Source organism: Nocardioides halotolerans DSM 19273, assembly GCF_000422805.1.
GTDB classification, from domain to species: Bacteria; Actinomycetota; Actinomycetes; order Propionibacteriales; family Nocardioidaceae; genus Nocardioides; species Nocardioides halotolerans.
Map to the genome: position 1 here is coordinate 21,251 of NZ_KE383925.1, position 22,021 is coordinate 43,271.

Consider the following 22,021-nt stretch of genomic DNA (forward strand, 5'->3'; position numbering starts at 1 on the left):
CTCAGGCGGCGCGGGCGGCGATGAGGCGCGCGCGGAGCCGGTGCAGGCGCGGCATCACGCCGTAGATCACGATCGGGACGGCGACCGTCGCGAGGACGAAGGTCCGCACGACGCCGGGCAGGTCGGCGAGCCAGCCGCCGAGCGCGAGGTTGAGGACCGTCAGGGTGGGGAACACCGCGACCCAGATCATCAGGGCGAGCTGGTGCTTGGTGGGCGGGGGGACTGCGGACATGGGAGTGCTCCTTCGTGGGTGAGTGGTGCAGATGAGGTGGCTGGTGGGAGAGGAGTGAGGGAGTGCGTCAGGCGGGGCGCCCGGCGCGGAAGTCGCGTACGGCGAGCCGCACGTCCTCGTCGACGAGGTCGGTGTTGATGGCGATCGCGGCCGCGGAGCCCTCGCCGGCCGCGGTGATGACCTGGGCGCGCGGGTTCACCGCGTTGCCGGCGACCCAGACGCCGGGCACCGTGGTGCGTCCCGCTGGGTCGGCGACGACCCAGCCGGTGTCGTGGGTGTCGCAGCCGAGGGCCGCCAGCAGGTCGGCGTTCGGGGTCATGGGCGGGCGGACGAAGACCGCGTCGCGGCGCACGACCCGCCCGGTGTCGAGCTCCACGCCCGCGAGGCGGTCGTCCTCGACGACCAGGCCGCGCACGGGGCCCTCGACGACGCCGACGGCCCGGGCGAGGAGCTGCTCCCGCTCGACGGGCGTGATCGTCGTGGTGTGGGCGAAGAAGACGACGTCGTGCGACCACTGCCGGAGCAGGAGCGCGTGCTGGACCGCGTCGGGGGTGCCGCCGAGCACCCCGAGGCGCTGCTCGCGGACCTCGTGGCCGTGGCAGTAGGGGCAGTGCAGCAGGTCGCGGCCCCAGCGCTCGCGCACTCCCGGAAGGTCCGGCAGCTCGTCGCGGAGCCCGGTGGTGACCAGCACACGCCGGGCGGTCACGCTGCTGCCGTCGGCCAGGGCGACCTCGAAGCCGCCGCCCTCGTCGTGCAGGGGCCGGACCGCGCTGACCGTGCCGCTGCGCAGGTGTCCGCCGTAGCCGGCGACCTCCTCGCGGCCGGCCGCCAGCAGCTCGGACGGCGGCAGGCCGTCTCGCGACAGGAAGCCCTGCATGTGGGCGGCGGGCGCGTTGCGGGGCGCGCCCGCGTCGATCACCACGACCGCGCGGCGGGCGCGGGCCAGGACCAGGGCTGCGGAGAGGCCGGCGGCACCGCCGCCGACGATGGCCACGTCGTACTCGTTCATGGGCACGAGCGTGGCCCGCCCTTGCTGCGCCGACAACGAACGTTGCCAATCCTGGGAATTCCGCGGTGCAATGGCGCCCGTGGGGGAGTCGATCGAGGCGGCGCTCGACTCGGTCGGACGCCGCCTGCGCACCGTGCGGGAGCAGCGCGGGGTCACCCTGACCGACGTCGCCGCCCGCACGGGGATCTCCAAGAGCACGCTGTCGCGGCTGGAGAACGGCCAGCGCAGGCCCAGCCTCGAGCTCCTGCTCCCGCTCGCGCAGGTCTACCGCGTCCCGCTCGACGACCTGGTCGGCGCTCCGGACGTCGGCGACCCCCGGATCCGGCTCAAGCCGCGCCGAGTCAACGGGCGCACCGTGCTGCCCCTGACCCGCCACCCGGGCGGCGTGCAGGCGTGGAAGATCGTCATCCCGGCGAGCCAGTCGACCCCGCAACCGCGCACGCACGACGGCTACGAGTGGCTCTACGTGCTGGCCGGCCGGATGCGGCTGGTCCTGGGCGAGCAGGACCTCGTGCTCGGCGAGGGCGAGGTCGCCGAGTTCGAGACCCAGCTGCCGCACTGGTTCGGCAGCACCGGTGAGGGGCCGGCGGAGGTGCTCAGCATCTTCGGCCGTCCGGGCGAGCGGATGCACGTCCGGACCGGTGACGAGTGATGACGGCCGCGCTCGTCGAGACCAAGCTCTTCCTGCCGAGGGCGCGCCCGGGCCTGGTGCCCCGCCCGCGCCTCGACCGGACCCTCGAGCCCGGCCACGCGCGGCTGACGCTCGTCTCGGCGCCCGCGGGGTTCGGGAAGACCACCCTGCTGACGACCTGGCTGTCGGGGGAGCCGTCGGTCGCGTGGGTGTCGCTCGACGAGGGTGACGCCCGGCCGGACGTGTTCTGGAGCTACGTGCTGACCGCGCTCGAGCGGGTCGCTCCCGGCACGGGGGCCGCCGGGCTCGCCCTGCTCGGCGCCGGCCAGCCCGTCGAGGCGGTGCTGGCCGCCGTGCTCAACGAGCTGAGCGTGCTGCCCGACGACGTCACGCTGGTGCTGGACGACTACCACCTCGCGGAGGGCCCGGACACCCAGCCCGGCCTGGCCTTCCTCGTCGAGCACCTGCCGCCCCAGGTCCGGCTCGTCATCAGCACCCGTGCCGACCCGGCGCTGCCGCTGGCCCGCCTGCGGGCCCGCGGAGAGCTGGCCGAGGTGCGCGCCGCGGACCTCCGCTTCACCGGCGAGGAGACGTCCGCCTACCTCGCCGAGGCGACCGGGCTCGCGCTCGACGCGAGCGACGTGTCGGCGCTGGAGGCGCGCACCGAGGGCTGGATCGCGTCGCTCCAGCTCGCGGCGCTCTCGCTCCGCGGCCGCGACGACCCGTCGCGGTTCATCGCCGGGTTCGCCGGCGACGACCGCTACGTCGTCGACTACCTGGTCGAGGAAGTCCTCGACCGCCAGCCGCCCGAGCTGCGCGACTTCCTCCTCGGGACGGCGGTCCTCGACCGGCTGACCGGCCCCCTGTGCGACGCGGTGACCGAGAGGTCGGGGGGCAGCCAAATCCTCGAGTCGCTCGACCGCCGCAACCTGTTCGTCGTCCCCCTCGACGACCAGCGGCGGTGGTACCGCTACCACCACCTGTTCGGCGACGTGCTGCGCGCCCACCTGCTCGCCGAGCAGCCCGACCGTGCGCCGGGGCTGCACCGCCGGGCCAGCGACTGGTACGCCGAGGTCGGCGAGCCGGACCCGGCGGTGCGGCACGCGCTCGCCGCGGGCGACGCGGAGCGCGCCGCGGAGCTCGCGGAGCGCGCGATCCCCGCGCTGGCGCAGGCGCGCCGGGAGGCGGTGTTCCGTGCCTGGGCCGACGAGCTTCCCGAGGAGGTCCTCCGCAACCGTCCCGTGCTCGCGATCGGCCTGGTGGGCGGTCGGATGTCCAGCAACGAGCTCGACGGGGTCGAGGAGCGGCTGCAGGACATCGAGCGGCAGCTCGCGCTGCCGGCCGACCAGCTGGTCGTGCAGGACCCCGACGAGCTGGCGCGGGTCCCCGCGTCGATCGCGATGTACCGCTCGGCGCTGGCGCTCGGCTCCGGGGACCCGGTGACCGCCATCTCGGTCGCGGACCGCGCGCTCGAGCTGGCGACGGACGACGACCTCCTGGTCCGCGCGGCTGCGCCAGCTCTGTCCGGCCTGGCGTCCTGGGCGATGGGCGACCTCGCCGCCGCCCACCGCAGCTACGGCGTCGCGATCGCCGGTCTGCTCAGGGCCGGGCGCGTCGTCGACGTCCTCGGCTGCTCCCTGGCCCTCGCCGACATGGAGCTCGCCCTGGGCCGGCTCGCCGCGTCGCAGCGCACGCTCGAGGACGCGCTCGCGCTCGCCGAGCAGCACCCCGGCGGCCCGGGGCCGCTGCGGGGCACGGCCGACATGCTCGTGGCGCTCAGCCGCTCCGCCTGGCACCGCGACGACCTCGCGACCTCGGCGGACCTCCTGCGGAGGGCCGAGGAGCTCGGCGAGCCGGCCGGCCTGCCCCAGCACCCCTACCGCTGGCGGGTCGCGCTGGCCCGGCTCCGCGCCGCCGCCGGTGACCTCGCGACGGCCCTGGAGCTGCTCGACGAGGCCGAGCGGGTCTACGTCGGCGACTTCTCGCCGCCGGTCCACCCGATCCACGCCACCCGCGCGCGGGTCCTGGTCGGGTCCGGTGACGTGGCCGGGGGACTGGAGTGGGCACGGCTCCACGGGGTGCGCGCGGACGACGAGCCGTCCTACCTGCGGGAGTACGAGCACGTCACGCTGGCGCGGGTGCTGCTCGCCCAGCAGCCGGGGTCCGACGAGGCGGTGGCCATGCTCGAGCGCCTGCGCGTGGCCGCGGAGGAGGGCGGTCGCGACGGCAGCCTCATCGAGATCCTCGCGCTGCTGGCGGTCGCCCGGCAGGAGCCCGCGTCCCTGGAGCGGGCGCTCGCGCTCGCCGAGCCGGACGGGTGGGTCCGGGTCCTGCTCGGCGCCGGGCCGGCCCTGGTGCCGCTGCTGCAGCGGCTGCTCCGCGACCGTCCGGACCACGCGTTCGCCCGCCGCGTGCTCGACGCGGCCATGGGCGGCTCATCGGCGCCGGCGACGGCACCGGCGGCCGGGCAGCCGCTCGTCGACCCCCTGAGCGAGCGTGAGCTCGAGGTGCTGCGGCTGCTGGCGAGCGACCTGGACGGCCCCGACATCGCCCGCCACCTCGTGGTGTCGCTCAACACCGTGCGGACCCACACCAAGCACATCTACGCCAAGCTCGGCGTCAACAGCCGCCGCGGCGCGGTGAGCAGGGCCCACCAGCTCGGCCTGCTCGTCCGCCCGGCCTGATCCGGGCCAAGATCACCACCTCGATCACCACATGGTGTGACGCCCGGTCACCGCGCCGACTCCTAGCTTCGGCGTCATGGACTGGTACGAGATCCGCGTGCAGGGCCGGCTCGACCCGAGGTGGTCGACCTGGTTCGACGGGATGACGCTGACCACCGTCGACGGCAGCTCGGTGCTGAAGGGCCCGGTGGCCGACCAGGCCGCCCTGCACGGACGCCTCGCCAGGCTGCGCGACCTGGGGCTGCCCCTGCTCTCGGTCGTCCGCATCGACGCCGAGGAGCCGGCATGAGGAGCGCCGGCACGCGGCTGGTGCCCGCGGCGCTGGTCGCACTCAGCGTCATCCCCGTCACCGCAGGGGCGCTCCGGATCATCCAGCTGACGGGCGGGCCCGCGCTGATGCCGGCCGACGACCGCTTCGACGCCGTCCCGGTCGCGCTCGTCGTGCACATCCTCGGCGCCGCGACGTACGCACTGCTCGGCGTGCTCCAGCTCGCGCCGCGCTTCCGGCGCCGGCACTGGGCCTGGCACCGCCGGGCCGGCCGGGTCCTGGCCGTCGCAGGGCTGGCCGTGGCCGGCTCGGCGCTGTGGCTCACGATCTCCTACCCGCCGAAGCCGGGCACCGGCGAGCTGCTGTACGGCTTCCGGCTGACCTTCGCCACGGCCATGGCCGGATGCCTGGTCCTGGGGTTCTCGGCGATCCGTCGTCGCGACGTCCCGGCGCACCGCGCCTGGATGATCCGCGCCTACGCGATCGGGCTGGCGGCGGGCACCCAGGCCTTCACCGAGGGCGTCGGGGGTGCCCTGTTCGGCACCGGCGAGGTGCGCGGCGACCTGGCCAAGGGTGCGGGGTGGGTGATCAACCTCGCCGTCGCGGAGTGGGCAGTACGCCGCGGGTCAGCGCCGTCCGCCGAGCTCCCAGTCGTGCACCGTCAGCTCGCGGCCTGACAGCCCGGCCGCGCGCTCGGCTGAGGATGCGGAAGTCCATCAGGTCAACGCCTCCTCCAGGCCGGCGAGGTCGCCCAGCACCCACGCGGAGTCCAGCCGGCCCTCGGCCACGGTGAAGAACGCCGCGCCGGCGTACTCGAACCGCCGCCCGGTGGGCGGGAGGCCGAGCAGCGGGCCCGTGTGGGTGCCCGAGTAGCGCAGCCTCGCCGCGGCTCTGTGGCCCTCGCAGACCAGGGCCACGACCTCGTTGTGGAAGTCCGCGGAGCAGCCGCGCACGGCGTCGCGGTAGGAGCGCCACTCGTCGCGACCGGAGGTCGTGGTGCCGAGCGAGCCGCGGAAGTCGAAGGTGGGGGAGAGCATCCGGTCGACTAGGTCGTCGTCCCAGCGGTTCCAGAGGTCGTCGTAGAAGGAGCGGACCAGTTCCCTGGTGGTCGTCACGACGATGGACAATGCCACCCATGCCTGCCGCCCCGCTCAGCCCGCCCTCGACGGAGCCCGAGGTCAGCGTGCCCGCCGCCGTGTCGGGCGGCTCCCGGCCGCGGGTGCTCTCGGGCATCCAGCCGACCGCCGACTCCTTCCACTTCGGCAACTACCTCGGTGCGCTGCGGCAGTGGGTCGACCTCCAGCGCGACCACGCGCCGTTCTTCTTCATCGCCGACCTGCACGCCATCACCCTCGAGCAGGACCCCAGGGCGCTGCGCGAGCGCACGCTGCGCGCGGCGGCGCAGCTGCTGGCGATGGGCATCGACCCCCAACGCTCGGCGATCTTCATCCAGAGCCAGGTGCCGGCGCACGCCCAGGCCGCCTGGGTGATGCAGTGCCTGACGGGGTTCGGCGAGGCCCGCCGGATGACGCAGTTCAAGGACAAGTCCGCCAAGGGCGGCGAGGGCGCCGCCAGCGTCGGGCTGTTCACCTACCCGATCCTCCAGGCGGCCGACATCCTGCTCTACCGGCCCCACTACGTGCCCGTCGGCGAGGACCAGCGCCAGCACCTCGAGCTGACCCGCGACCTCGCCCAGCGGTTCAACAGCCGCTACAAGAAGACCTTCCGGCTCCCCGAGCCCTACATCCTCAAGGCGACCGCGAAGATCGGCGACCTGCAGAACCCCACCGCCAAGATGTCCAAGTCGGCCTCCAGCCCCTCGGGCATCGTCGAGATGCTCGACGACCCGCAGGTGAGCGCGAAGAAGATCCGCAGCGCGGTGACCGACTCGGGCAGCGAGGTCCGCTTCGACGCCGACGAGAAGCCGGGCGTGAGCAACCTGCTCACGATCTACAGCTCGCTGACCGCCACCAGCGTGCAGGACCTCGAGGAGCAGTACGCCGGCAAGGGCTACGGCGACCTCAAGAAGGACCTGGCCGAGGTGGTCGTCGACTTCGTGACGCCGTTCCGCGACCGGACCCTCGAGCTGCTCGACGACCAGGCCCACCTCACGCAGGTGCTCGAGCAGGGCCGCCACCAGGCCCAGGAGGTCGCCCAGGCCACCCTCGACGACGTCTACCAGCGCGTGGGGTTCGTGGCCCGCGCCACGTAGGCCCGAAGTAGGGTCCTGGAGTGCCGACCATCGGAGTGGCTGTCGCCATCCCGGAGCCCTGGGCGACGCAGCTGCAGGACTACCGCACCAGCGTCGGAGACGCGATGGCCGCGACCATCCCGACCCACATCACGCTCGTCCCGCCGACCGACGTGACCGACGAGGAGCTCGCGGAGATCGAGGTCCACCTCGCCGAGGCCGCGACCGAGGTCGCGCCGTTCGAGGTCCACCTGCGCGGCACCGGCACGTTCCGCCCGGTCTCGCCGGTGGTGTTCGTGAGCCTGGTGGAGGGCATCTCCCAGTGCGAGCAGCTCGCGTCCGTCGTGCGTCGCGGGCCGCTCGCCGTCGACCTGGCGTTCCCCTACCACCCGCACGTCACCGTGGCCCACGACATCGCCGAGGGCCGTCTCGACCAGGCGTTCGGCGAGCTCGCCGACTTCGAGTGCGAGTTCGACGTCGAGGACTTCCAGCTCTACGTCCACGACCACGAGCAGGGCTGGACCCCGACCCGCTACTTCCCGCTGGCGGCGGGTACCTGACGGGCGTGCCCGCGTTCGTCGACCGCTTCAAGCGCCGCATCTCCGAGGTGCGTCAGCACCGCCCGGCGGTCGACCACGTCCTGCGCATGCAGGAGCACTACGGCGAGACCAAGGCGAGCCAGCAGGCCGGCGCGGTCACCTACTTCGGCTTCCTGTCGGTCTTCCCGGTGCTGGCGCTGGCGTTCTTCGTGGTCGGCTGGGTCTCGAAGGTCTACCCCGACGCCCAGGACAACCTGGTCACCGCGATCGGTGAGATGTTCCCCGGCATCATCGGCAACGGCGACAACCAGATCCAGCTCGAGGACATCGAGGACGCCGCCGGCACCGTCGGCCTCATCGGTCTGGTCGGTGTCCTCTACTCCGGGCTCGGCTGGCTCTCCGCCCTCCGCGACGCCCTGATCACGGTCTTCCAGCTGCCCGAGCGGGAGCAGCCGAGCTTCGTGATGGGCAAGATCCGCGACCTGATCACTCTGGTCCTCATCGGCACGGTGCTGCTCGTCGCGGTGGCGTTCACCGGGCTGGTCGCAGGCTTCTCCAGCGACGTCCTCGGCTGGCTCGGGCTCGGCAGCGAGCTCGGCTGGCTGGTCAAGCTGGTCACGGTCGTGCTCGGCCTGCTCGCGAACGCCGCGCTGTTCTTCGCGATGTTCCGGCTGCTGGCGGCGCCCGACGACGTGCCCGCGCGGGCCCTCTGGTCAGGCGCCCTCCTCGGCGCCGTCGGCTTCGAGGTGCTCAAGCAGGTCTCGAGCCTGCTCATCACGTCGACCCAGGGGCAGCCGGCGTTCCAGGTCTTCGGCCTCGTGCTGATCCTGCTCGTCTGGATCAACTACTTCTCCCGCGTGGTGCTCTACGCCGCCGCATGGGCGTGGACGCACCCGCTGGCCCGCGAGCAGCGCGTGGTCGAGCCGGCCGAGCCGGTGCAGGGTCCGCCCCTGCCCTCGGTCGACGAGCTCGCCGACACCGACGGGAGCAGCCGGCTCCGGAAGGGCGCGTTCGCGGCCGGGGCGGCTCTCGGAGTGGCGGCCGCCACCGCGGTGGCTCGCGCCGGCCGCAACGGGGACGACTAGGCCTAGGAGACGAGCGCGGTCAGGTAGTAGCACCCCACCGCCGGGGTGCCGCCGTAACCCTGCGGCAGGTACGGCGCCGGGCCGGTGACCTCGAGCGGGGTCCACACGCCGTCGTCGCGCAGGCGGTCCACGACGTCCTGGCACCCGCGCTCGTGCCACAGGTCCTCGCGCTGGGTCAGGACCACGAGGCCGCCGGGCCGTGCCACGCGTGCGAGCTCGCGCCAGACCGCCTCGACCTCGGGGAGGTAGGTCATCACCCCGACGCAGACGACCGCGTCGACGCGGCCGTCCTCCAGGGGGAGACGCTGCTGGAGGTCCGCCTCCTCGAGGGACTCGTAGAGGCCGCCGGCCCGAGCCACGTCGAGCGAGGCCGTCGAGATGTCGAGGCCGAGCAGCCGCGCGGTGACGCCCCGCTCGCGCAGCGCCCGGCCGACGAGGCCGGTGCCGCAGCCGACGTCGAGCACCGACGCGGCGTCGGGCAGGCGGGTGGCGACGACCTCGGCGACCGAGGCCGGCGCCCGGTAGGACCACGCGGCCAGGTCGTCGTCGTAGCGCTGCGCCCAGTCGTCGTATCGCTCGGCGACCTGCCGGGGGTCGCTCGTGCCCTGGTCGAGCCAGTCGGCGATGGGTTCCTCCGGCACCATCGGCCCACCGTCCCACATGCCGTCGCACTCGAGCGTCCGCGGCTGTGACATTTCCCGCGTTGAGTGCGCTCACCCGGTGCATCAGGTTTCCATTGGACGTGGCAGTGTGCAGACTGCGCGGTTGGCAGGCCCAGGTCGTGGAAGCGGAGGTGGCGCATGGCGTCGACGGAGGCACGTGAGTCGACAGTGCAGGCCGGTGACGGCCCGCTGGCGGCAGGTGTCGGAGGCCCGACCAGGGCCAGCATCGGCGAGCGGACGCTCCGGCAGGACCGGTGGTGGGCCTACCCGCTGACGACGTTCGTCGTCTTCCTCTCGTTCGTCGTCTACTCCACGATCCGTGCGTTCATGGACAAGGACTACTTCGTCGAGCCGTACCTCTCGCCGTTCTACTCGCCGTGCCTGGGCGACTGCGTCGAGGGCTCGTCCGACTTCGGCCAGCCGTTCGGGTGGTTCCCGCTCTCGGCGGCGCTGATCATCCTCATCTTCCCGCTCGGCTTCCGGCTGACCTGCTACTACTACCGCAAGGCCTACTACCGCTCGTTCTGGCTCTCGCCGCCGGCCTGCGGCGTCGCCGAGCCGCACTCGTCGTACTCCGGCGAGACCAGGTTCCCGCTGATCCTCCAGAACGTGCACCGGTGGTTCTGGTACGCCACCCTCGTGGTCGCGCTCGTCCTGACCTGGGACGCCGTCCTCGCGTTCGGGCCGGCCGAGGGCGAGTCCGACGGCATCCACATGGGTCTCGGCACGGTCCTGATGTGGATCAACGTCGCCTTCATCTGGCTCTACCAGCTCTCGTGCCACTCCTGCCGCCACATCGTCGGCGGCCGGCTGCGGCACTTCTCCAAGCACCCGGTGCGCTACAAGCTCTGGACCTGGGTGTCGGTGCTGAACAAGCGGCACGCCAACTACGCCTGGCTGTCGCTGTTCTCGGTCGCGCTGGTCGACCTCTACATCTTCCTGCTGGCATCGAACACCTTCGACGACCCGCGGTTCTTCTGAGGCGAGTGAGCAATGGCTGAGACATCCGAGATCGAGAAGCACCAGTACGACGTCGTCGTGATCGGCGCGGGCGGCTCCGGCCTCCGGGCCGCCATCGCCGCGCACGAGGCCGGCGCCAAGACCGCCATCGTGACCAAGTCGCTGCTGGGCAAGGCGCACACGGTCATGGCGGAGGGCGGCATCGCCGCCGCCATGGGCAACCGCTGGCCCGAGGACAACTGGGAGGTGCACTTCCGCGACACCATGCGTGGCGGGAAGATGCTCAACAACTGGCGGATGGCCCAGCTGCACGCCCAGGAGGCGCCCGAGCGGGTCCAGGAGCTCGAGGACTGGGGCGCCCTGTTCGACCGCACCGACGACGGGCTGATCTCCCAGCGCGACTTCGGCGGCCACCGCTACGCCCGGCTCGCGCACGTCGGCGACCGCACCGGCCTCGAGATGATCCGCACGCTCCAGCAGCGCGCGGTCGCGCTCGGCATCGACGTGTTCATGGAGTGCACGGTCACCGACCTGTTCAAGGACGACTCCGGCGCCATCTCCGGCGCCTTCGCCTACTGGCGCGAGACCGGCACCTTCCTCGCCTTCGAGGCGCCCTCGGTGGTGCTCGCCACCGGCGGCATCGGCAAGTCGTTCAAGGTCACGTCGAACTCGTGGGAGTACACCGGCGACGGGCACGCGCTCGCGCTGCGCGCCGGGGCCGCGCTCATCAACATGGAGTTCGTGCAGTTCCACCCCACGGGGATGGTCTGGCCGCCCTCGGTGAAGGGGCTGCTGGTCACCGAGTCGGTGCGCGGCGACGGCGGAGTGCTGAAGAACTCCGAGGGCAAGCGGTTCATGTTCGACTACATCCCCGAGTTCTTCAAGGCCGAGACCGCGGACACCGAGGAAGAGGCGGACCGCTGGTACGACGACAAGAAGAACAACCGCCGGCCACCCGAGCTGCTGCCCCGTGACGAGGTGGCCCGGGCCATCAACTCCGAGATCAAGGCCGGTCGCGGATCACCCCACGGCGGCATCTACCTCGACATCGCGTCGCGCCGCTCGGCGGAGTTCATCCACAAGCGGCTGCCGTCGATGCACCACCAGTTCAAGGAGCTGGCGGACGTCGACATCACCAAGGAGCCGATGGAGATCGGCCCCACGTGCCACTACGTCATGGGCGGCGTCGAGGTCGACCCCGACACCGAGCTGTCCGGCATCAAGGGCCTCTACGCCGTGGGCGAGTGCTCCGGCGGCATGCACGGCTCCAACCGGCTGGGCGGCAACTCGCTCTCCGACCTCATCGTGTTCGGCAAGCGGGCCGGCGAGGCCGCGGCGGCGTACTCCTCCGGGCTCGAGGCCCGCGCGTCGATCGACGGCGAGCTGGAGCGGGCCCAGGCCGAGGCGCTGGCGCCGTTCGACCCCAAGGGCGACGAGAACGCCTACACGATCCAGGCCGACCTCCAGCAGGCGATGAACGACCTGGTCGGCATCATCCGCACCGCCGAGGAGCTCGAGCAGTCGCTGAAGGAGATCGAGAGGCTCAAGGAGCGGGCCTCCCGCCTCAAGGTGGAGGGCGGCCGCGCCTACAACCCGGGCTGGCACCTCTCGATCGACATCCACAACATGCTGCTCGTCTCGGAGTGCATCGCGAAGGCGGCACTGGCCCGGCAGGAGTCGCGCGGCGGTCACACCCGCGACGACTTCCCCGGTCCCGACCCGGAGTGGGGCGCGAAGAACCTCGTGCTGACGCTCAACTCGGCCGGCGACGGCGTGGACCTGGCCGAGAAGCCGCTCCCGGTGATGCCGGACGAGCTCAAGGCCTTCTTCGAGGACAAGTAGGGAGTCTGACGTGGCGGAGACAACCCAGCTGAAGATGCGGGTCTGGCGTGGCGACGACCAGGGCGGCGGGCTCGAGGACTACACCGTCGAGGTGTCCGAGGGCGAGGTCGTCCTCGACGCCATCCACCGGCTGCAGGCGACCCAGGCCGGCGACCTCGCGGTGCGCTGGAACTGCAAGGCGGGCAAGTGCGGGTCCTGCTCGGCGGAGATCAACGGCCGGCCTCGGCTGCTGTGCATGACGCGGCTCTCGGACTTCGAGCCCGGCGAGACCATCACGGTCACCCCAGTGCGCACGTTCCCGATCATCCGCGACCTGGTCACCGACGTCTCCTACAACTTCGAGAAGGCCGCCGAGCTGCCGGGTGTGGCGCTGCCGCCCCGCGACGCCGACGGCAAGCGCCGGATGGCGCAGATCGACGTGGAGCGTGGCCAGGAGTTCCGCAAGTGCATCGAGTGCTTCCTGTGCCAGAACGTCTGCCACGTCATCCGTGACCACGAGGACAACAAGCCCGCCTTCGCCGGCCCGCGCTTCTTCCTCCGGTACGCCGAGCTCGACATGCACCCCCTCGACACCCACGACCGCCGCGAGCTCGCCCAGCAGGCCGCGGGTCTCGGCATGTGCAACATCACCAAGTGCTGCACCGAGGTCTGCCCCGAGGGGATCAAGATCACCGACAACGCGATCATCCCGATGAAGGAGCGCGTGGTCGACAAGAAGTACGACCCGCTCGTGTGGCTCGGCGAGAAGATCGGCATCCGCAACAAGGACAACGACGACCGCGAGGCGGCGCCGAAGCGACAGAAGAGCTCGGTCAAGCGTCCTCGGGCGCGCGCCTGACGGTCTCGGCCTCCCGATACCCCGAGGGGTGTCAGGCGGACTTGACCCTCGCTCGGGCGCTGTGCCTTGCTTGAGCGGTGACGGGGAGGGTCGCGCCGGGCTGGTACCCGGACTACGACGCACCGCCGGGCCACCAGCGCTACTGGGACGGCGAGCGCTGGACCGAGCGGCGTTCCGCTGCGCCCACCTCCGCCCCTGTCGAGGCACGGGTGCGGCGGGTCGCGCCCTGGGTGCTGGCCGCGGTGGCGGTGCTCGTGCTGGTCAGCACCGCCGTGCTGGTGGTGGGTGACGACCAGACCGGCCGGGCCGACAACGGGTCGACGCCACCGCCGGCGTCGAGCTCGCCGGGTTCACCGACCAGCGAGCAGACCGAGCCCGACGACGCGGCCGCGCCCGATCGCCGGAGCTGGACGGTCGCCTCCGTCGTCGACGGCAGCACGGTCGAGCTCGACAACGGCGCCGAGGTCCGGCTCCTCGGCGTCGAGGACAGCTGCGGTGCGGACTTTCTCGGGACCCTCGTGCTCGGGCAGCCGGTGGCCCTCACCCGGCGCGGAGCCGACAAGGACGCCGACGGTCGCTTGCTGCGTTACGTCGAGCGCAACGGCACCGACGTCGGCAAGCGCCTGATCCAGCGCGGCCTCGCTCGGGCGTCCGGGGAGCCGCACGCCCGCGCGGCGGTCTACCGCAGGGTCGACGAGCGCAGCGCCGACGCCTGCTAGGTCGGCACGGGCTCGTAGCTCGCGAAGGCGCGGGTGAACGCGCCCGTGCCGTGGGTGGCCGAGCGCAGGTCGATCGGGTAGCGGATGAGCTCCGAGCACGGCACGTGCGCCCGGACCACGGCCATCCCGTCGGCGGTGTCCTGGCCCAGCACCCGCCCGCGCCGCGCCGACAGGTCGCTCATCACGGTGCCGACGAGGTCGTCGGGCACGGTCACCTCGACCTCGTCGTAGGGCTCGAGCAGCTGGACGCCGGCACTCTGCGCCGCCTCGCGCAGTGCGAGGGCTCCGGCGCTCTGGAACGCCATGTCGGAGGAGTCCACGCTGTGCGCCTTGCCGCCCGTGAGCGTCACCCGGACGTCGACCATCGGGTGGCCGGCGCAGCCCCGCGACATCTGGGCGCGCACGCCCTTCTCGACCGAGGGGATGAACTGCCGCGGCACCACGCCGCCCACCACCCGCTCGGCGAACTCGAACCCGGCGCCGCGGGGGAGGGGTTCGACCTCGATCTCGCAGACGGCGTACTGGCCGTGGCCGCCGGACTGCTTCACGTGCCGGCCGAGGCCGGTGCCGGGCCCGGCCAGGGTCTCGCGGAGGTGCACCTGCACGTCGACCTGGCGGACCGAGACGCCGAAGCGCTCCGACAGCCGCTCGAGGGCGGCGTCCGCGTGCGCCTCACCCATCGTCCAGAGCACCAGCTGGCCGTGGTCGCCGGTGCCCATCTCGATGCGGAGCGAGGGGTCCTCGGCGGCCAGCCGAGACAGTGCCGTCGAGAGCTTGTCCTCGTCGGACTTCGTCTCCGCCTCGATCGCGACCGGCAGCAGGGGAGTCGGCAGCGACCACGGCCGGAGCACTCGCGGGTCGTCGACCGAGGAGAGCGTGTCGCCGGTCTCCGCGCGGCCGAGCCGGCCGACGGTCGCGATGTCGCCGCACACCACTCGGGTCGCGGGCTGGAGCGCCTGGCCGAACGGGTAGGAGAGCGCGCCGACGCGCTCGTCGTCGTCGTGGTCGGCGTGGCCCGACTCGGCGCCGAAGAACGACGTCAGGTGGCCCGAGACGTGCACCGGACGGTCCGGGTCGAGGGTGCCGGAGAAGACGCGCACCAGGCTGACCCGGCCGACGTAGGGGTCGCTGGTCGTCTTGACGACCTCGGCGACGAGCGGACCGTCGGGGTCGCAGGTCACGGCGGGGGCGGCCGCGCCGGCGGGGGTGAACGTCGCCGGGCTCGGGTGCTCGCTGGGCGCCGGGAAGCCTCGGACCATGAGGTCGAGCAGCTCGCCGCACCCGACGCCGCTCGTCGAGCAGGCCGCGACGACCGGGAAGAACGTGCCGCGCGCCATCGCGCGGTGGAGGTCCTCGAGGAGGGCGTCCTCGGTGACCTGCTCGCCGGCGAGGTAGCGGTCCATGAGGCCCTCGTCCTCGGACTCCTCGATGATCCCCTCGATCAGCGCGGCCCTGGCGTCGGCGTGCTCGGCCTCGGCGTCCGAGCCCAGCAGGCCGACGAGCGCCGTGACGTCGGTGCCCGACATGACCGGGACGTACAACGGGAGCACCTTGTCACCGGTGCTCCCGAACGTCTCCTGTGCTGCGGCCAGCACCCCGGGGTAGTCGGCCCGGGCGTGGTCGAGCTTGGTCACCACCACCGCCCGCGGCATCCCGACGTCCGCGCACTCGCGCCACAGCATCGCCGTGACCTGGTCGACCGGCTCGTTGGCGGCCGTCACGAACAGCGCGCAGTCGGCCGCCCGCAGCCCGGCCCTGAGCTCGCCGACGAAGTCGGCGTAGCCGGGGGTGTCGATGAGGTTCACCTTCACACCGCGGTGGACGACCGGCGCGACCGAGAGCGCCATCGACCGCCCGTGCGTGCGCTCACCGGGCTCGAAGTCGGAGACCGTGGTGCCCTCGGCGACCGAGCCCGCACGGTTCAGGGCACCGCTGCGGACCAGCAGGGTCTCGAGGAGCGTGGTCTTGCCGCCGGAGCCGGGTCCCACGAGGACGACGTTGCGGATCTCGTCGGGCTTGAGGGCCTCGAGATCTTGTCTGCCGGCGGCGCGCGCTCCCTTGTCACCCATGTCGATCACCCATGGGGACACGTTGCTCCTGACCACCGGGAGTCCTCAACCCCTGGGCATGGACAAATTCACAGTCGATGGCCCCACGAGCGCGGCGAACCTACGCTCGGCAGCGTGACCGACGAGCAGACCGTCGAGGGCGGACTCGACGAGCCCACCGAGCTCGAGCCCGAGCAGGGCTCGCTCGCGCTGGCGGCACCACAGGACAGCCACGACCGCGCCGAGTGGGAGGCCGCCGCTGCCGCGGTGCTGCGCAAGGCGCGGAGGCTCTCCGACGACGACGCCGACGAGCTCGTCTGGGACAGGCTCACCCGGACGACGCTCGACGGGATCGGGATCACCCCGCTGGGCACTCCCGACCTGCTCGACGGGCTCACCACGGGCGGCCGCCCGACCCGGGCCGGCGCGTGGGACGTGCGGGCGCACCTCGCGGTCACCGACCCCGGGACCGACAACGAGGCGCTGCTCGCGGACCTGGAGGGTGGTGCCACGTCCCTGTGGCTCGAGGCGGGGGAGCGCACCGACTGGGGCGTGCTGCTCAGCGGAGTGCTGCTCGACCTCGCACCCGTGGTCCTGCAGACCTCGGAGTCCGGGGCCCGGGCGTTCCTGGACTACGCCGCGGGCCGCGACCTGCACCCGCACACCAACCTCGGGCTCGACGCCCGCGTCGCCACCCGGGACCTCGCCGAGCACGCGTGGCAGGCCGGTGTCCGCGTGTTCGTCGTCGACGCGACCGAGGTCCACGACCAGGGCGCGTCGGACGTCCAGGAGCTCGCGCACTCGCTGGCCGTCGGGGCGGCGTACCTCCGCACGCTGACCGGCGCCGGGCTCGACCTCGACGAGGCCGCGAGGATCGTCGAGTTCCGCTACGCCGCGACCGACGACCAGTTCACGACGATCGCCAAGCTGCGCGCGGCCCGCCGGCTGTGGGCCAGGGTCCTCGAGCTGAGTGGGACGAGCGTCCGTGACCAGCACCAGCACGCGGTGACGAGCCGGCCCATGATGAGCAAGTACGACCCCTACGTGAACATGCTGCGCACCACCGTCGCCGCGTTCGCGGCCGGTGTCGGCGGCGCCGACGCCGTCACCGTGCTCCCGTTCGACACCCCGCTCGGCCGGCCGGACGCCTTGGGGCGCCGCATCGCCCGCAACACCTCCCACCTGCTCGTCGAGGAGTCGCACGTCGCGGTCGTGTCCGACCCCGCCGGTGGCGCCTACGCCGTCGAGAAGCTCACCGACGACCTCGCCCTCGCCGCGTGGGAGCTGTTCGGCAGGCTGGAGGAGGGAGCGGACCTGGCGCCCCTGGTCGAGGCCACGGTGGCGGAGCGCGACCGGCTCGTCGCGACGCGCCGGTTGCCGCTGACGGGCCTCTCGGAGTTCCCGCACCTGTCCGAGTCGCTCCCCGAGCGGCCCGCGCCACCGGAGAGCCGCGAGGTGCGGCGCTACGGCGCGGCCTACGAGGCGCTCCGCGACGACCCGGCCGACCAGCGCGTCTTCCTCGCGACGATGGGCACCGTTGCCGCGCACACCGCGCGCGCCACGTTCGCCACCAACCTGCTCGCCGCCGGCGGCATCGGGGTCGACGTCGCCGGGCCGACCGAGACCGCGGACGACCTGGTCGCGGCGTACGCCGGCCAGCCCGTCGTCTGCCTCGCCGGCAGCGACGGGGCCTACGACGCCTGGGCCGACGAGGCCGCCGCCGCGCTCCGCGCGGCGGGCGCGCAGTGGGTGGTGATCGCCGGCAAGCCGCGCGACCGGGTCGACGACTCGGCAGCGGTGGGCGTGGACGCCCTGGCGTTCCTGCGCCGGACGAGGGAGAAGCTGGCATGAGCGTCCCGAAGACCTTCGCCGGACTGCCGTTGGCCGCCGATGCCGCGGAGGCTTCGAGGCTCGCTGCGCTCGCACCTCAGCCGCCGTCGGCCGCGCCGTGGACATCGCCCGAAGGCATCGACATCCTCCCGGTCTACGGGCCTGAGCACCTCGCGGGCCTCGACGCGCTGGACACCTGGCCCGGGCTCTCGCCGTTCCTGCGCGGGCCCTACCCGACGATGTACACCACCCAGCCGTGGACGATCCGGCAGTACGCCGGGTTCTCGACCGCGGAGGAGTCCAACGCGTTCTACCGCCGCAACCTCGCGGCCGGCCAGAAGGGCCTCAGCGTCGCCTTCGACCTGGCCACCCACCGCGGCTACGACTCCGACCACCCGCGGGTGCGCGGCGACGTCGGCATGGCGGGCGTCGCGATCGACTCGATCTACGACACCCGGACCCTCTTCGACGGCATCCCGCTCGACGAGATGTCGGTCTCGATGACCATGAACGGCGCGGTGCTGCCGGTGCTCGCGCTCTACATCGCCGCGGCCGAGGAGCAGGGCGTCAAGCCCGAGCAGCTGAGCGGGACCATCCAGAACGACATCCTCAAGGAGTTCATGGTCCGCAACACCTACATCTACCCGCCCGAGCCGAGCATGCGGATCATCTCCGACATCTTCAGCTACACCTCGGCGCGGATGCCGCGCTTCAACTCGATCTCGATCTCCGGCTACCACATCCAGGAGGCCGGGGCGACGCAGGACCTCGAGCTGGCCTACACGCTCGCCGACGGCGTGGAGTACATCCGCGCCGGGCTCGCGACCGGCATGACGATCGACCAGTTCGCCCCGCGGCTCAGCTTCTTCTGGGCGATCGGCATGAACTTCTTCATGGAGGTCGCCAAGCTGCGCGCCGCCCGCGCGCTGTGGAGCCGGCTGGTCCGCGACTTCGACCCGCAGAACCCGAAGTCGCTCTCGCTCCGGACGCACTCCCAGACCTCCGGCTGGTCCCTCACCGCGCAGGACGTCTTCAACAACGTCGGCCGCACCTGCATCGAGGCGATGGCCGCGACCCAGGGCCACACCCAGTCGCTGCACACCAACGCGCTCGACGAGGCGATCGCGCTGCCGACCGACTTCTCCGCGCGTATCGCCCGCAACACCCAGCTGCTGCTGCAGCAGGAGAGCGGCACCACCGGCACCATCGACCCCTGGGCGGGCTCCTACTACGTCGAGCGCCTGACCCACGACCTCGCCGAGCGTGCCTGGGCGCACATCCAGGAGGCCGAGCAGGCCGGCGGCATGGCCAAGGCCATCGAGCAGGGCATCCCGAAGATGCGCATCGAGGAGGCCGCGGCCCGCACCCAGGCGCGCATCGACTCCGGCGCCCAGAAGGTGATCGGCGTCAACACCTACCGGCTGGCCGCGGAGGACAGGCTCGACGTCCTCAAGGTCGACAACGACGACGTCTACCGCCAGCAGGTCGCCAAGCTCGAGCGGCTGCGCGCCGAGCGCGACGACGACGAGGTACGCCGCGCGCTCGAGGCGCTGACCCGCTCCGCCGAGGTCGGCCCCGGCTCCGACCTCGACGGCAACCTCCTGGCCCTCGCCGTCGACGCGGCCCGCGCGAAGGCCACGGTCGGCGAGATCTCCGACGCGCTCGAGAAGGTCTACGGCCGGCACCAGGCCACCATCCGTACGATCAGCGGCGTGTTCAGGGACGAGTCGGGCCAGTCCGGCGCGACCGTCGTCCAGCAGGTGCTCGACGCCACCGCGGAGTTCGAGGAGGCCGAGGGCCGCCGCCCCCGCATCCTGGTGGCGAAGATGGGCCAGGACGGTCACGACCGCGGCCAGAAGGTCATCGTCTCGGCGTTCGCCGACATGGGCTTCGACGTCGACGTGGGGCCGCTGTTCTCCACGCCGGAGGAGGTGGCCCAGCAGGCCGTCGACGCCGACGTGCACATCGTCGGCATCTCGTCGCTGGCGGCCGGGCACCTCACGCTGCTCCCGGCGCTGAAGAACGCGCTGGAGGAGCAGGGGCGGCCCGACATCATGGTCGTGATCGGCGGGGTGATCCCGCCCGACGACGTGCCGAGGCTCCAGGAGATGGGCGCCGCGGCGGTGTTCCTGCCCGGCACCGTGATCGCCGAGTCCGCGCTCGACCTGCTGGCCCGGCTCCGCGAGCAGCTCGAGCACTAGGTCCGGACGCCAGCACATGCCCGACGTCGCGTCGCTCGTCGACGGCATCCGCGCGCGCCGGCGCGCCGCGGTGTCCCAGGCGATCACGCTCGTCGAGTCGTCGAAGCGCGAGCACCGCGCCGACGCGCGCGAGCTGCTGGGCGAGCTCGCCTCCGCCCCGGGCTCCGGGGTGCAGTCGCCGGCGGTGCGGGTCGGCATCTCGGGCGTCCCGGGCGTGGGCAAGTCGACGTTCATCGAGTCGCTCGGCACCCGGCTCACCGCCGACGGCCACCGCGTCGGGGTGCTCGCCGTCGACCCGTCCAGCATCCGCACGGGCGGGTCCGTGCTGGGCGACAAGACACGGATGGGCCGGCTCTCGGCCGACCCGGACGCCTACATCCGGCCCTCGCCCGCCGCGGGCACCCTCGGCGGGGTGGCTCGTGCCACCGTGCAGGCGATGGCCGTGCTGGAGGCGGCGGCATACGACGTGGTGCTGGTCGAGACCGTCGGCGTCGGCCAGTCCGAGGTCACCGTCGCCGGGATGGTCGACACGTTCCTCTTCCTGACCCTGGCCCGCACCGGCGACCAGCTGCAGGGCATCAAGAAGGGCATCCTCGAGATCGCCGACGTGCTCGCCGTCAACAAGGCCGACGGCGACCGCGAGGGCGAGGCCCGCGCTGCGGCCCGCGAGCTCGCCGGCGCGCTGCGGCTGGTGCGCGGCAAGGGGGAGTGGGCCCCGCCCGTGGTCACCGTGTCCGGGCTGCACGACCTCGGCGTCGACGACCTGTGGCGGCGGGTGCTCGAGCACCGTGAGCACCTCGGCGCCGAGGGGCTGGCCGCGAAACGCGCGCAGCAGCAGCTGGAGTTCACCTGGTCGCTGGTGCGCGACGAGCTCGACCAGCGGCTGCGCCACTCACCCGGCGTACGCCGGATCCGGGACGAGGTGCGCGACGCCGTGCTGTCCGGGGAGCTGCCGGCGCCGGCCGCCGCCGACCGCCTGCTCGCGGCCTACGACGAGGCTCACCCGGACAGGTGAAATCGGGCATTTCCCGGCAGGTCGGGACACGGGTCCCCTTGTCGGCGGGACAGATCGCGTAGAAGTCTCCGAGCAGGCGCCGTTGCGGCCTCGGGAACGCAGCGGACGGCCTCGCAGTCGTCCAACCTCGTCAGTCACATCCCGGAGGAAACCCATGTCCACTCGTCAACTCCTGGCCGCCGCCGCGGCGCTCGCCCTCGCCGGAGGCGCCGCCTCCGCGAGTGCCGCGCCGGCACCGGCGAAGGCCAAGCCCACGGTCGCCGTGGTCGCCAAGAAGCTGGTCGGCCCGCTGAGCGTCGCGCAGGCGCCCGACGGCACCCGCTACTGGGCCGACTCGTTCGCCGGCCGCCTCTACAAGAAGGCGCCCGACGGGGCCGTGACCGTGATCTACAAGAGCAAGCGCCACGCGGCCGACGGCGTCTCCGCCGACGGCGGGCAGCTCCGCTTCGTCACCGGCTCCCCGGACAACAAGTCCGGCGGCGTCTGGACCCTCGACGCCAACGGCGCACCCAAGCTCCTGGGCGACACCTACGCCTACGAGAAGAAGGCCAACCCCGACGGCAAGTTCAAGTACGGCTTCCTCAAGACCCCGAAGTCGTGCCTGGCGCAGCTGCCGAAGGACATCGGGCCGGGCTCCTACTCCGGCGTCAAGGAGACGCACGCCTACGCCGTCGCCTCGGCCGGGGGTGTCGACTACATCGCGGACGCCGGCGGCAACGCCATCCTCGCGCTCGACGCCCAGGGCGTCTTCCGCACCGTGGCGGCGCTGAAGCCGGTGAAGGTGAAGATGACGGCTGCCGCCGTCAAGGCCCTGCACCTGCCCCGCTGCGTCACCGGGAAGAAGTACGCCCTCGAGGCCGTGCCGACCGACATCGAGTACGGCCCCGACGGCCAGCTCTACGTCACCAGCCTCCCCGGTGGCCCCGAGGACGGCAGCCTCGGCCTCAACGGCCGCGTGCTCAAGATCGACCCGGTCAGCGGCAAGGTCACGACCCTGGTCGACGGTCTGCTGAGCCCCACGGGCGTGGCGGTCGCGGCGAACGGCGACGTGTACGTCGCCCAGCTGTTCCGCGGCGAGATCTCCCGCATCGCGGCGGGCTCGCACAAGGTGAAGACCTACGTGAAGCTCCCGTTCCCGGCCGCGGTCGACGTGACCCCGACCGGTCTGCTCGCCTCGGCCCACGCGGTGCCGATGGGTCCCAAGCCGAAGGGGCAGGTCGTCACGATCACCCCGTGACCCGGAGCTGACCTCGACGAGGATCCCCGG

At 72.6% G+C, this 22,021-nt stretch carries 20 protein-coding genes; 15 read left to right on the forward strand and 5 right to left on the reverse strand.

Going from position 1 to position 22,021, the window contains the following annotated elements; all coding sequences use genetic code 11:
- Position 1: 1 nt before the first annotated feature.
- Together G514_RS0120275 and G514_RS0120280 are read right to left on the reverse strand one after the other, a co-directional pair.
- Positions 2 to 232: a putative antibiotic biosynthesis monooxygenase gene (locus tag G514_RS0120275; RefSeq protein WP_028653239.1), complete on the reverse strand. Its 231-nt coding sequence runs from the start codon at positions 230 to 232 to the stop codon at positions 2 to 4.
- A gap of 67 nt (positions 233 to 299) precedes the next feature.
- Positions 300 to 1,241: an NAD(P)/FAD-dependent oxidoreductase gene (locus G514_RS0120280; protein WP_036565752.1), complete on the reverse strand. Its 942-nt coding sequence runs from the start codon at positions 1,239 to 1,241 to the stop codon at positions 300 to 302.
- A 70-nt stretch (positions 1,242 to 1,311) separates the two neighbouring features.
- Between G514_RS0120280 and G514_RS0120290 the strand changes: the two genes are divergently transcribed.
- The 4 genes from G514_RS0120290 to G514_RS28025 all read left to right on the forward strand — a co-directional run bounded on the left by G514_RS0120290 (position 1,312) and on the right by G514_RS28025 (position 5,501).
- Complete coding sequence (locus tag G514_RS0120290; RefSeq protein ID WP_084152268.1) at positions 1,312 to 1,893, forward strand: helix-turn-helix domain-containing protein; 582 nt, start codon at positions 1,312 to 1,314, stop codon at positions 1,891 to 1,893.
- Positions 1,893 to 4,556 (forward strand): winged helix-turn-helix domain-containing protein, encoded by a 2,664-nt coding sequence (locus tag G514_RS0120295; RefSeq protein ID WP_028653242.1) that lies wholly within the window; start codon positions 1,893 to 1,895, stop codon positions 4,554 to 4,556. The genes G514_RS0120290 and G514_RS0120295 overlap by 1 nt, the downstream gene beginning before the upstream one ends.
- Positions 4,557 to 4,632: 76 nt before the next feature.
- Positions 4,633 to 4,845 (forward strand): hypothetical protein, encoded by a 213-nt coding sequence (locus G514_RS0120300; protein ID WP_028653243.1) that lies wholly within the window; start codon positions 4,633 to 4,635, stop codon positions 4,843 to 4,845.
- Complete coding sequence (locus tag G514_RS28025; protein WP_036565753.1) at positions 4,842 to 5,501, forward strand: DUF2306 domain-containing protein; 660 nt, start codon at positions 4,842 to 4,844, stop codon at positions 5,499 to 5,501. Before G514_RS0120300 ends, G514_RS28025 begins: the two co-directional genes overlap by 4 nt.
- Positions 5,502 to 5,540: 39 nt before the next feature.
- On the opposite strand, the gene G514_RS0120310 is transcribed toward G514_RS28025, so the two are convergent.
- The gene (locus tag G514_RS0120310) at positions 5,541 to 5,939 is read right to left on the reverse strand and encodes an ester cyclase (RefSeq protein ID WP_036565843.1); all 399 of its coding nucleotides are present in this window, start codon (positions 5,937 to 5,939) and stop codon (positions 5,541 to 5,543) included.
- A gap of 20 nt (positions 5,940 to 5,959) precedes the next feature.
- Here G514_RS0120310 and trpS point away from each other — a divergent pair, with 20 nt between their 5' ends.
- Genes trpS through G514_RS28030 form a run of 3 tightly spaced genes read left to right on the forward strand, consistent with a single transcriptional unit; the run spans position 5,960 to position 8,639 of the window.
- Positions 5,960 to 7,036, forward strand: a complete 1,077-nt coding sequence (gene trpS, locus G514_RS0120315; protein ID WP_084152269.1) for a tryptophan--tRNA ligase — start codon at positions 5,960 to 5,962, stop codon at positions 7,034 to 7,036.
- Between the two features lie 20 nt (positions 7,037 to 7,056).
- Positions 7,057 to 7,575 carry a 2'-5' RNA ligase family protein gene (locus tag G514_RS0120320; protein WP_028653246.1) on the forward strand — a complete coding sequence of 173 codons (519 nt, stop codon included), beginning with the start codon at positions 7,057 to 7,059 and terminating at the stop codon, positions 7,573 to 7,575.
- A 5-nt stretch (positions 7,576 to 7,580) separates the two neighbouring features.
- A complete protein-coding gene (locus tag G514_RS28030; RefSeq protein ID WP_051247892.1) occupies positions 7,581 to 8,639 on the forward strand; it encodes a YihY/virulence factor BrkB family protein in 1,059 nt (352 codons plus the stop codon).
- 2 nt (positions 8,640 to 8,641) lie between these two features.
- Here G514_RS28030 and G514_RS29525 read toward each other — a convergent pair whose 3' ends face one another.
- Complete coding sequence (locus tag G514_RS29525; RefSeq protein WP_051247894.1) at positions 8,642 to 9,334, reverse strand: class I SAM-dependent DNA methyltransferase; 693 nt, start codon at positions 9,332 to 9,334, stop codon at positions 8,642 to 8,644.
- A 105-nt stretch (positions 9,335 to 9,439) separates the two neighbouring features.
- On the opposite strand from G514_RS29525, the gene G514_RS0120335 reads away from it, so the two are divergent.
- The 4 genes from G514_RS0120335 to G514_RS30775 all read left to right on the forward strand — a co-directional run bounded on the left by G514_RS0120335 (position 9,440) and on the right by G514_RS30775 (position 13,660).
- Entirely contained in the window at positions 9,440 to 10,282 is an 843-nt protein-coding gene (locus G514_RS0120335; RefSeq protein WP_051247896.1) for a hypothetical protein, read from the forward strand.
- A gap of 12 nt (positions 10,283 to 10,294) precedes the next feature.
- Positions 10,295 to 12,103 (forward strand): fumarate reductase/succinate dehydrogenase flavoprotein subunit, encoded by a 1,809-nt coding sequence (locus G514_RS0120340; protein ID WP_028653248.1) that lies wholly within the window; start codon positions 10,295 to 10,297, stop codon positions 12,101 to 12,103.
- Between the two features lie 10 nt (positions 12,104 to 12,113).
- A complete protein-coding gene (locus G514_RS28040) occupies positions 12,114 to 12,941 on the forward strand; it encodes a succinate dehydrogenase/fumarate reductase iron-sulfur subunit (protein ID WP_245582287.1) in 828 nt (275 codons plus the stop codon).
- A gap of 77 nt (positions 12,942 to 13,018) precedes the next feature.
- Entirely contained in the window at positions 13,019 to 13,660 is a 642-nt protein-coding gene (locus G514_RS30775) for a DUF2510 domain-containing protein (protein WP_051247898.1), read from the forward strand.
- On the opposite strand, the gene G514_RS0120355 is transcribed toward G514_RS30775, so the two are convergent.
- Positions 13,657 to 15,729, reverse strand: coding sequence for an elongation factor G-like protein EF-G2 (locus G514_RS0120355; RefSeq protein WP_028653249.1), 2,073 nt, complete (start codon positions 15,727 to 15,729; stop codon positions 13,657 to 13,659). The genes G514_RS30775 and G514_RS0120355 overlap by 4 nt on opposite strands.
- Positions 15,730 to 15,843: 114 nt before the next feature.
- Here G514_RS0120355 and G514_RS0120360 point away from each other — a divergent pair, with 114 nt between their 5' ends.
- From G514_RS0120360 to G514_RS28050, 4 genes are all read left to right on the forward strand, one after another.
- Positions 15,844 to 17,559 carry a methylmalonyl-CoA mutase family protein gene (locus G514_RS0120360; RefSeq protein WP_028653250.1) on the forward strand — a complete coding sequence of 572 codons (1,716 nt, stop codon included), beginning with the start codon at positions 15,844 to 15,846 and terminating at the stop codon, positions 17,557 to 17,559.
- A complete protein-coding gene (gene scpA / locus G514_RS0120365; RefSeq protein WP_028653251.1) occupies positions 17,556 to 19,739 on the forward strand; it encodes a methylmalonyl-CoA mutase in 2,184 nt (727 codons plus the stop codon). The genes G514_RS0120360 and scpA overlap by 4 nt, the downstream gene beginning before the upstream one ends.
- Positions 19,740 to 19,755: 16 nt before the next feature.
- Positions 19,756 to 20,754, forward strand: coding sequence for a methylmalonyl Co-A mutase-associated GTPase MeaB (gene meaB, locus G514_RS0120370; protein ID WP_028653252.1), 999 nt, complete (start codon positions 19,756 to 19,758; stop codon positions 20,752 to 20,754).
- Between the two features lie 154 nt (positions 20,755 to 20,908).
- Positions 20,909 to 21,991: a ScyD/ScyE family protein gene (locus G514_RS28050; protein ID WP_051247900.1), complete on the forward strand. Its 1,083-nt coding sequence runs from the start codon at positions 20,909 to 20,911 to the stop codon at positions 21,989 to 21,991.
- Positions 21,992 to 22,021 lie beyond the last annotated feature (30 nt).

Excerpts from the sequence above, each read along its gene's own strand:
- G514_RS0120275 (WP_028653239.1), bottom strand. The coding sequence starts at position 232 with ATGTCCGCAGTCCCCCCGCCCACCAAGCACCAGCTCGCCCTGATGATC.
- G514_RS0120280 (WP_036565752.1), bottom strand. The coding sequence starts at position 1,241 with ATGAACGAGTACGACGTGGCCATCGTCGGCGGCGGTGCCGCCGGCCTC.
- G514_RS0120290 (WP_084152268.1), top strand. The coding sequence starts at position 1,312 with ATGGCGCCCGTGGGGGAGTCGATCGAGGCGGCGCTCGACTCGGTCGGA.
- G514_RS0120295 (WP_028653242.1), top strand. The coding sequence starts at position 1,893 with ATGACGGCCGCGCTCGTCGAGACCAAGCTCTTCCTGCCGAGGGCGCGC.
- G514_RS0120300 (WP_028653243.1), top strand. The coding sequence starts at position 4,633 with ATGGACTGGTACGAGATCCGCGTGCAGGGCCGGCTCGACCCGAGGTGG.
- G514_RS28025 (WP_036565753.1), top strand. The coding sequence starts at position 4,842 with ATGAGGAGCGCCGGCACGCGGCTGGTGCCCGCGGCGCTGGTCGCACTC.
- trpS (WP_084152269.1), top strand. The coding sequence starts at position 5,960 with ATGCCTGCCGCCCCGCTCAGCCCGCCCTCGACGGAGCCCGAGGTCAGC.
- G514_RS29525 (WP_051247894.1), bottom strand. The coding sequence starts at position 9,334 with ATGTCACAGCCGCGGACGCTCGAGTGCGACGGCATGTGGGACGGTGGG.
- G514_RS0120335 (WP_051247896.1), top strand. The coding sequence starts at position 9,440 with ATGGCGTCGACGGAGGCACGTGAGTCGACAGTGCAGGCCGGTGACGGC.
- G514_RS0120340 (WP_028653248.1), top strand. The coding sequence starts at position 10,295 with ATGGCTGAGACATCCGAGATCGAGAAGCACCAGTACGACGTCGTCGTG.
- G514_RS0120355 (WP_028653249.1), bottom strand. The coding sequence starts at position 15,729 with ATGGGTGACAAGGGAGCGCGCGCCGCCGGCAGACAAGATCTCGAGGCC.
- scpA (WP_028653251.1), top strand. The coding sequence starts at position 17,556 with ATGAGCGTCCCGAAGACCTTCGCCGGACTGCCGTTGGCCGCCGATGCC.
- meaB (WP_028653252.1), top strand. The coding sequence starts at position 19,756 with ATGCCCGACGTCGCGTCGCTCGTCGACGGCATCCGCGCGCGCCGGCGC.
- G514_RS28050 (WP_051247900.1), top strand. The coding sequence starts at position 20,909 with ATGTCCACTCGTCAACTCCTGGCCGCCGCCGCGGCGCTCGCCCTCGCC.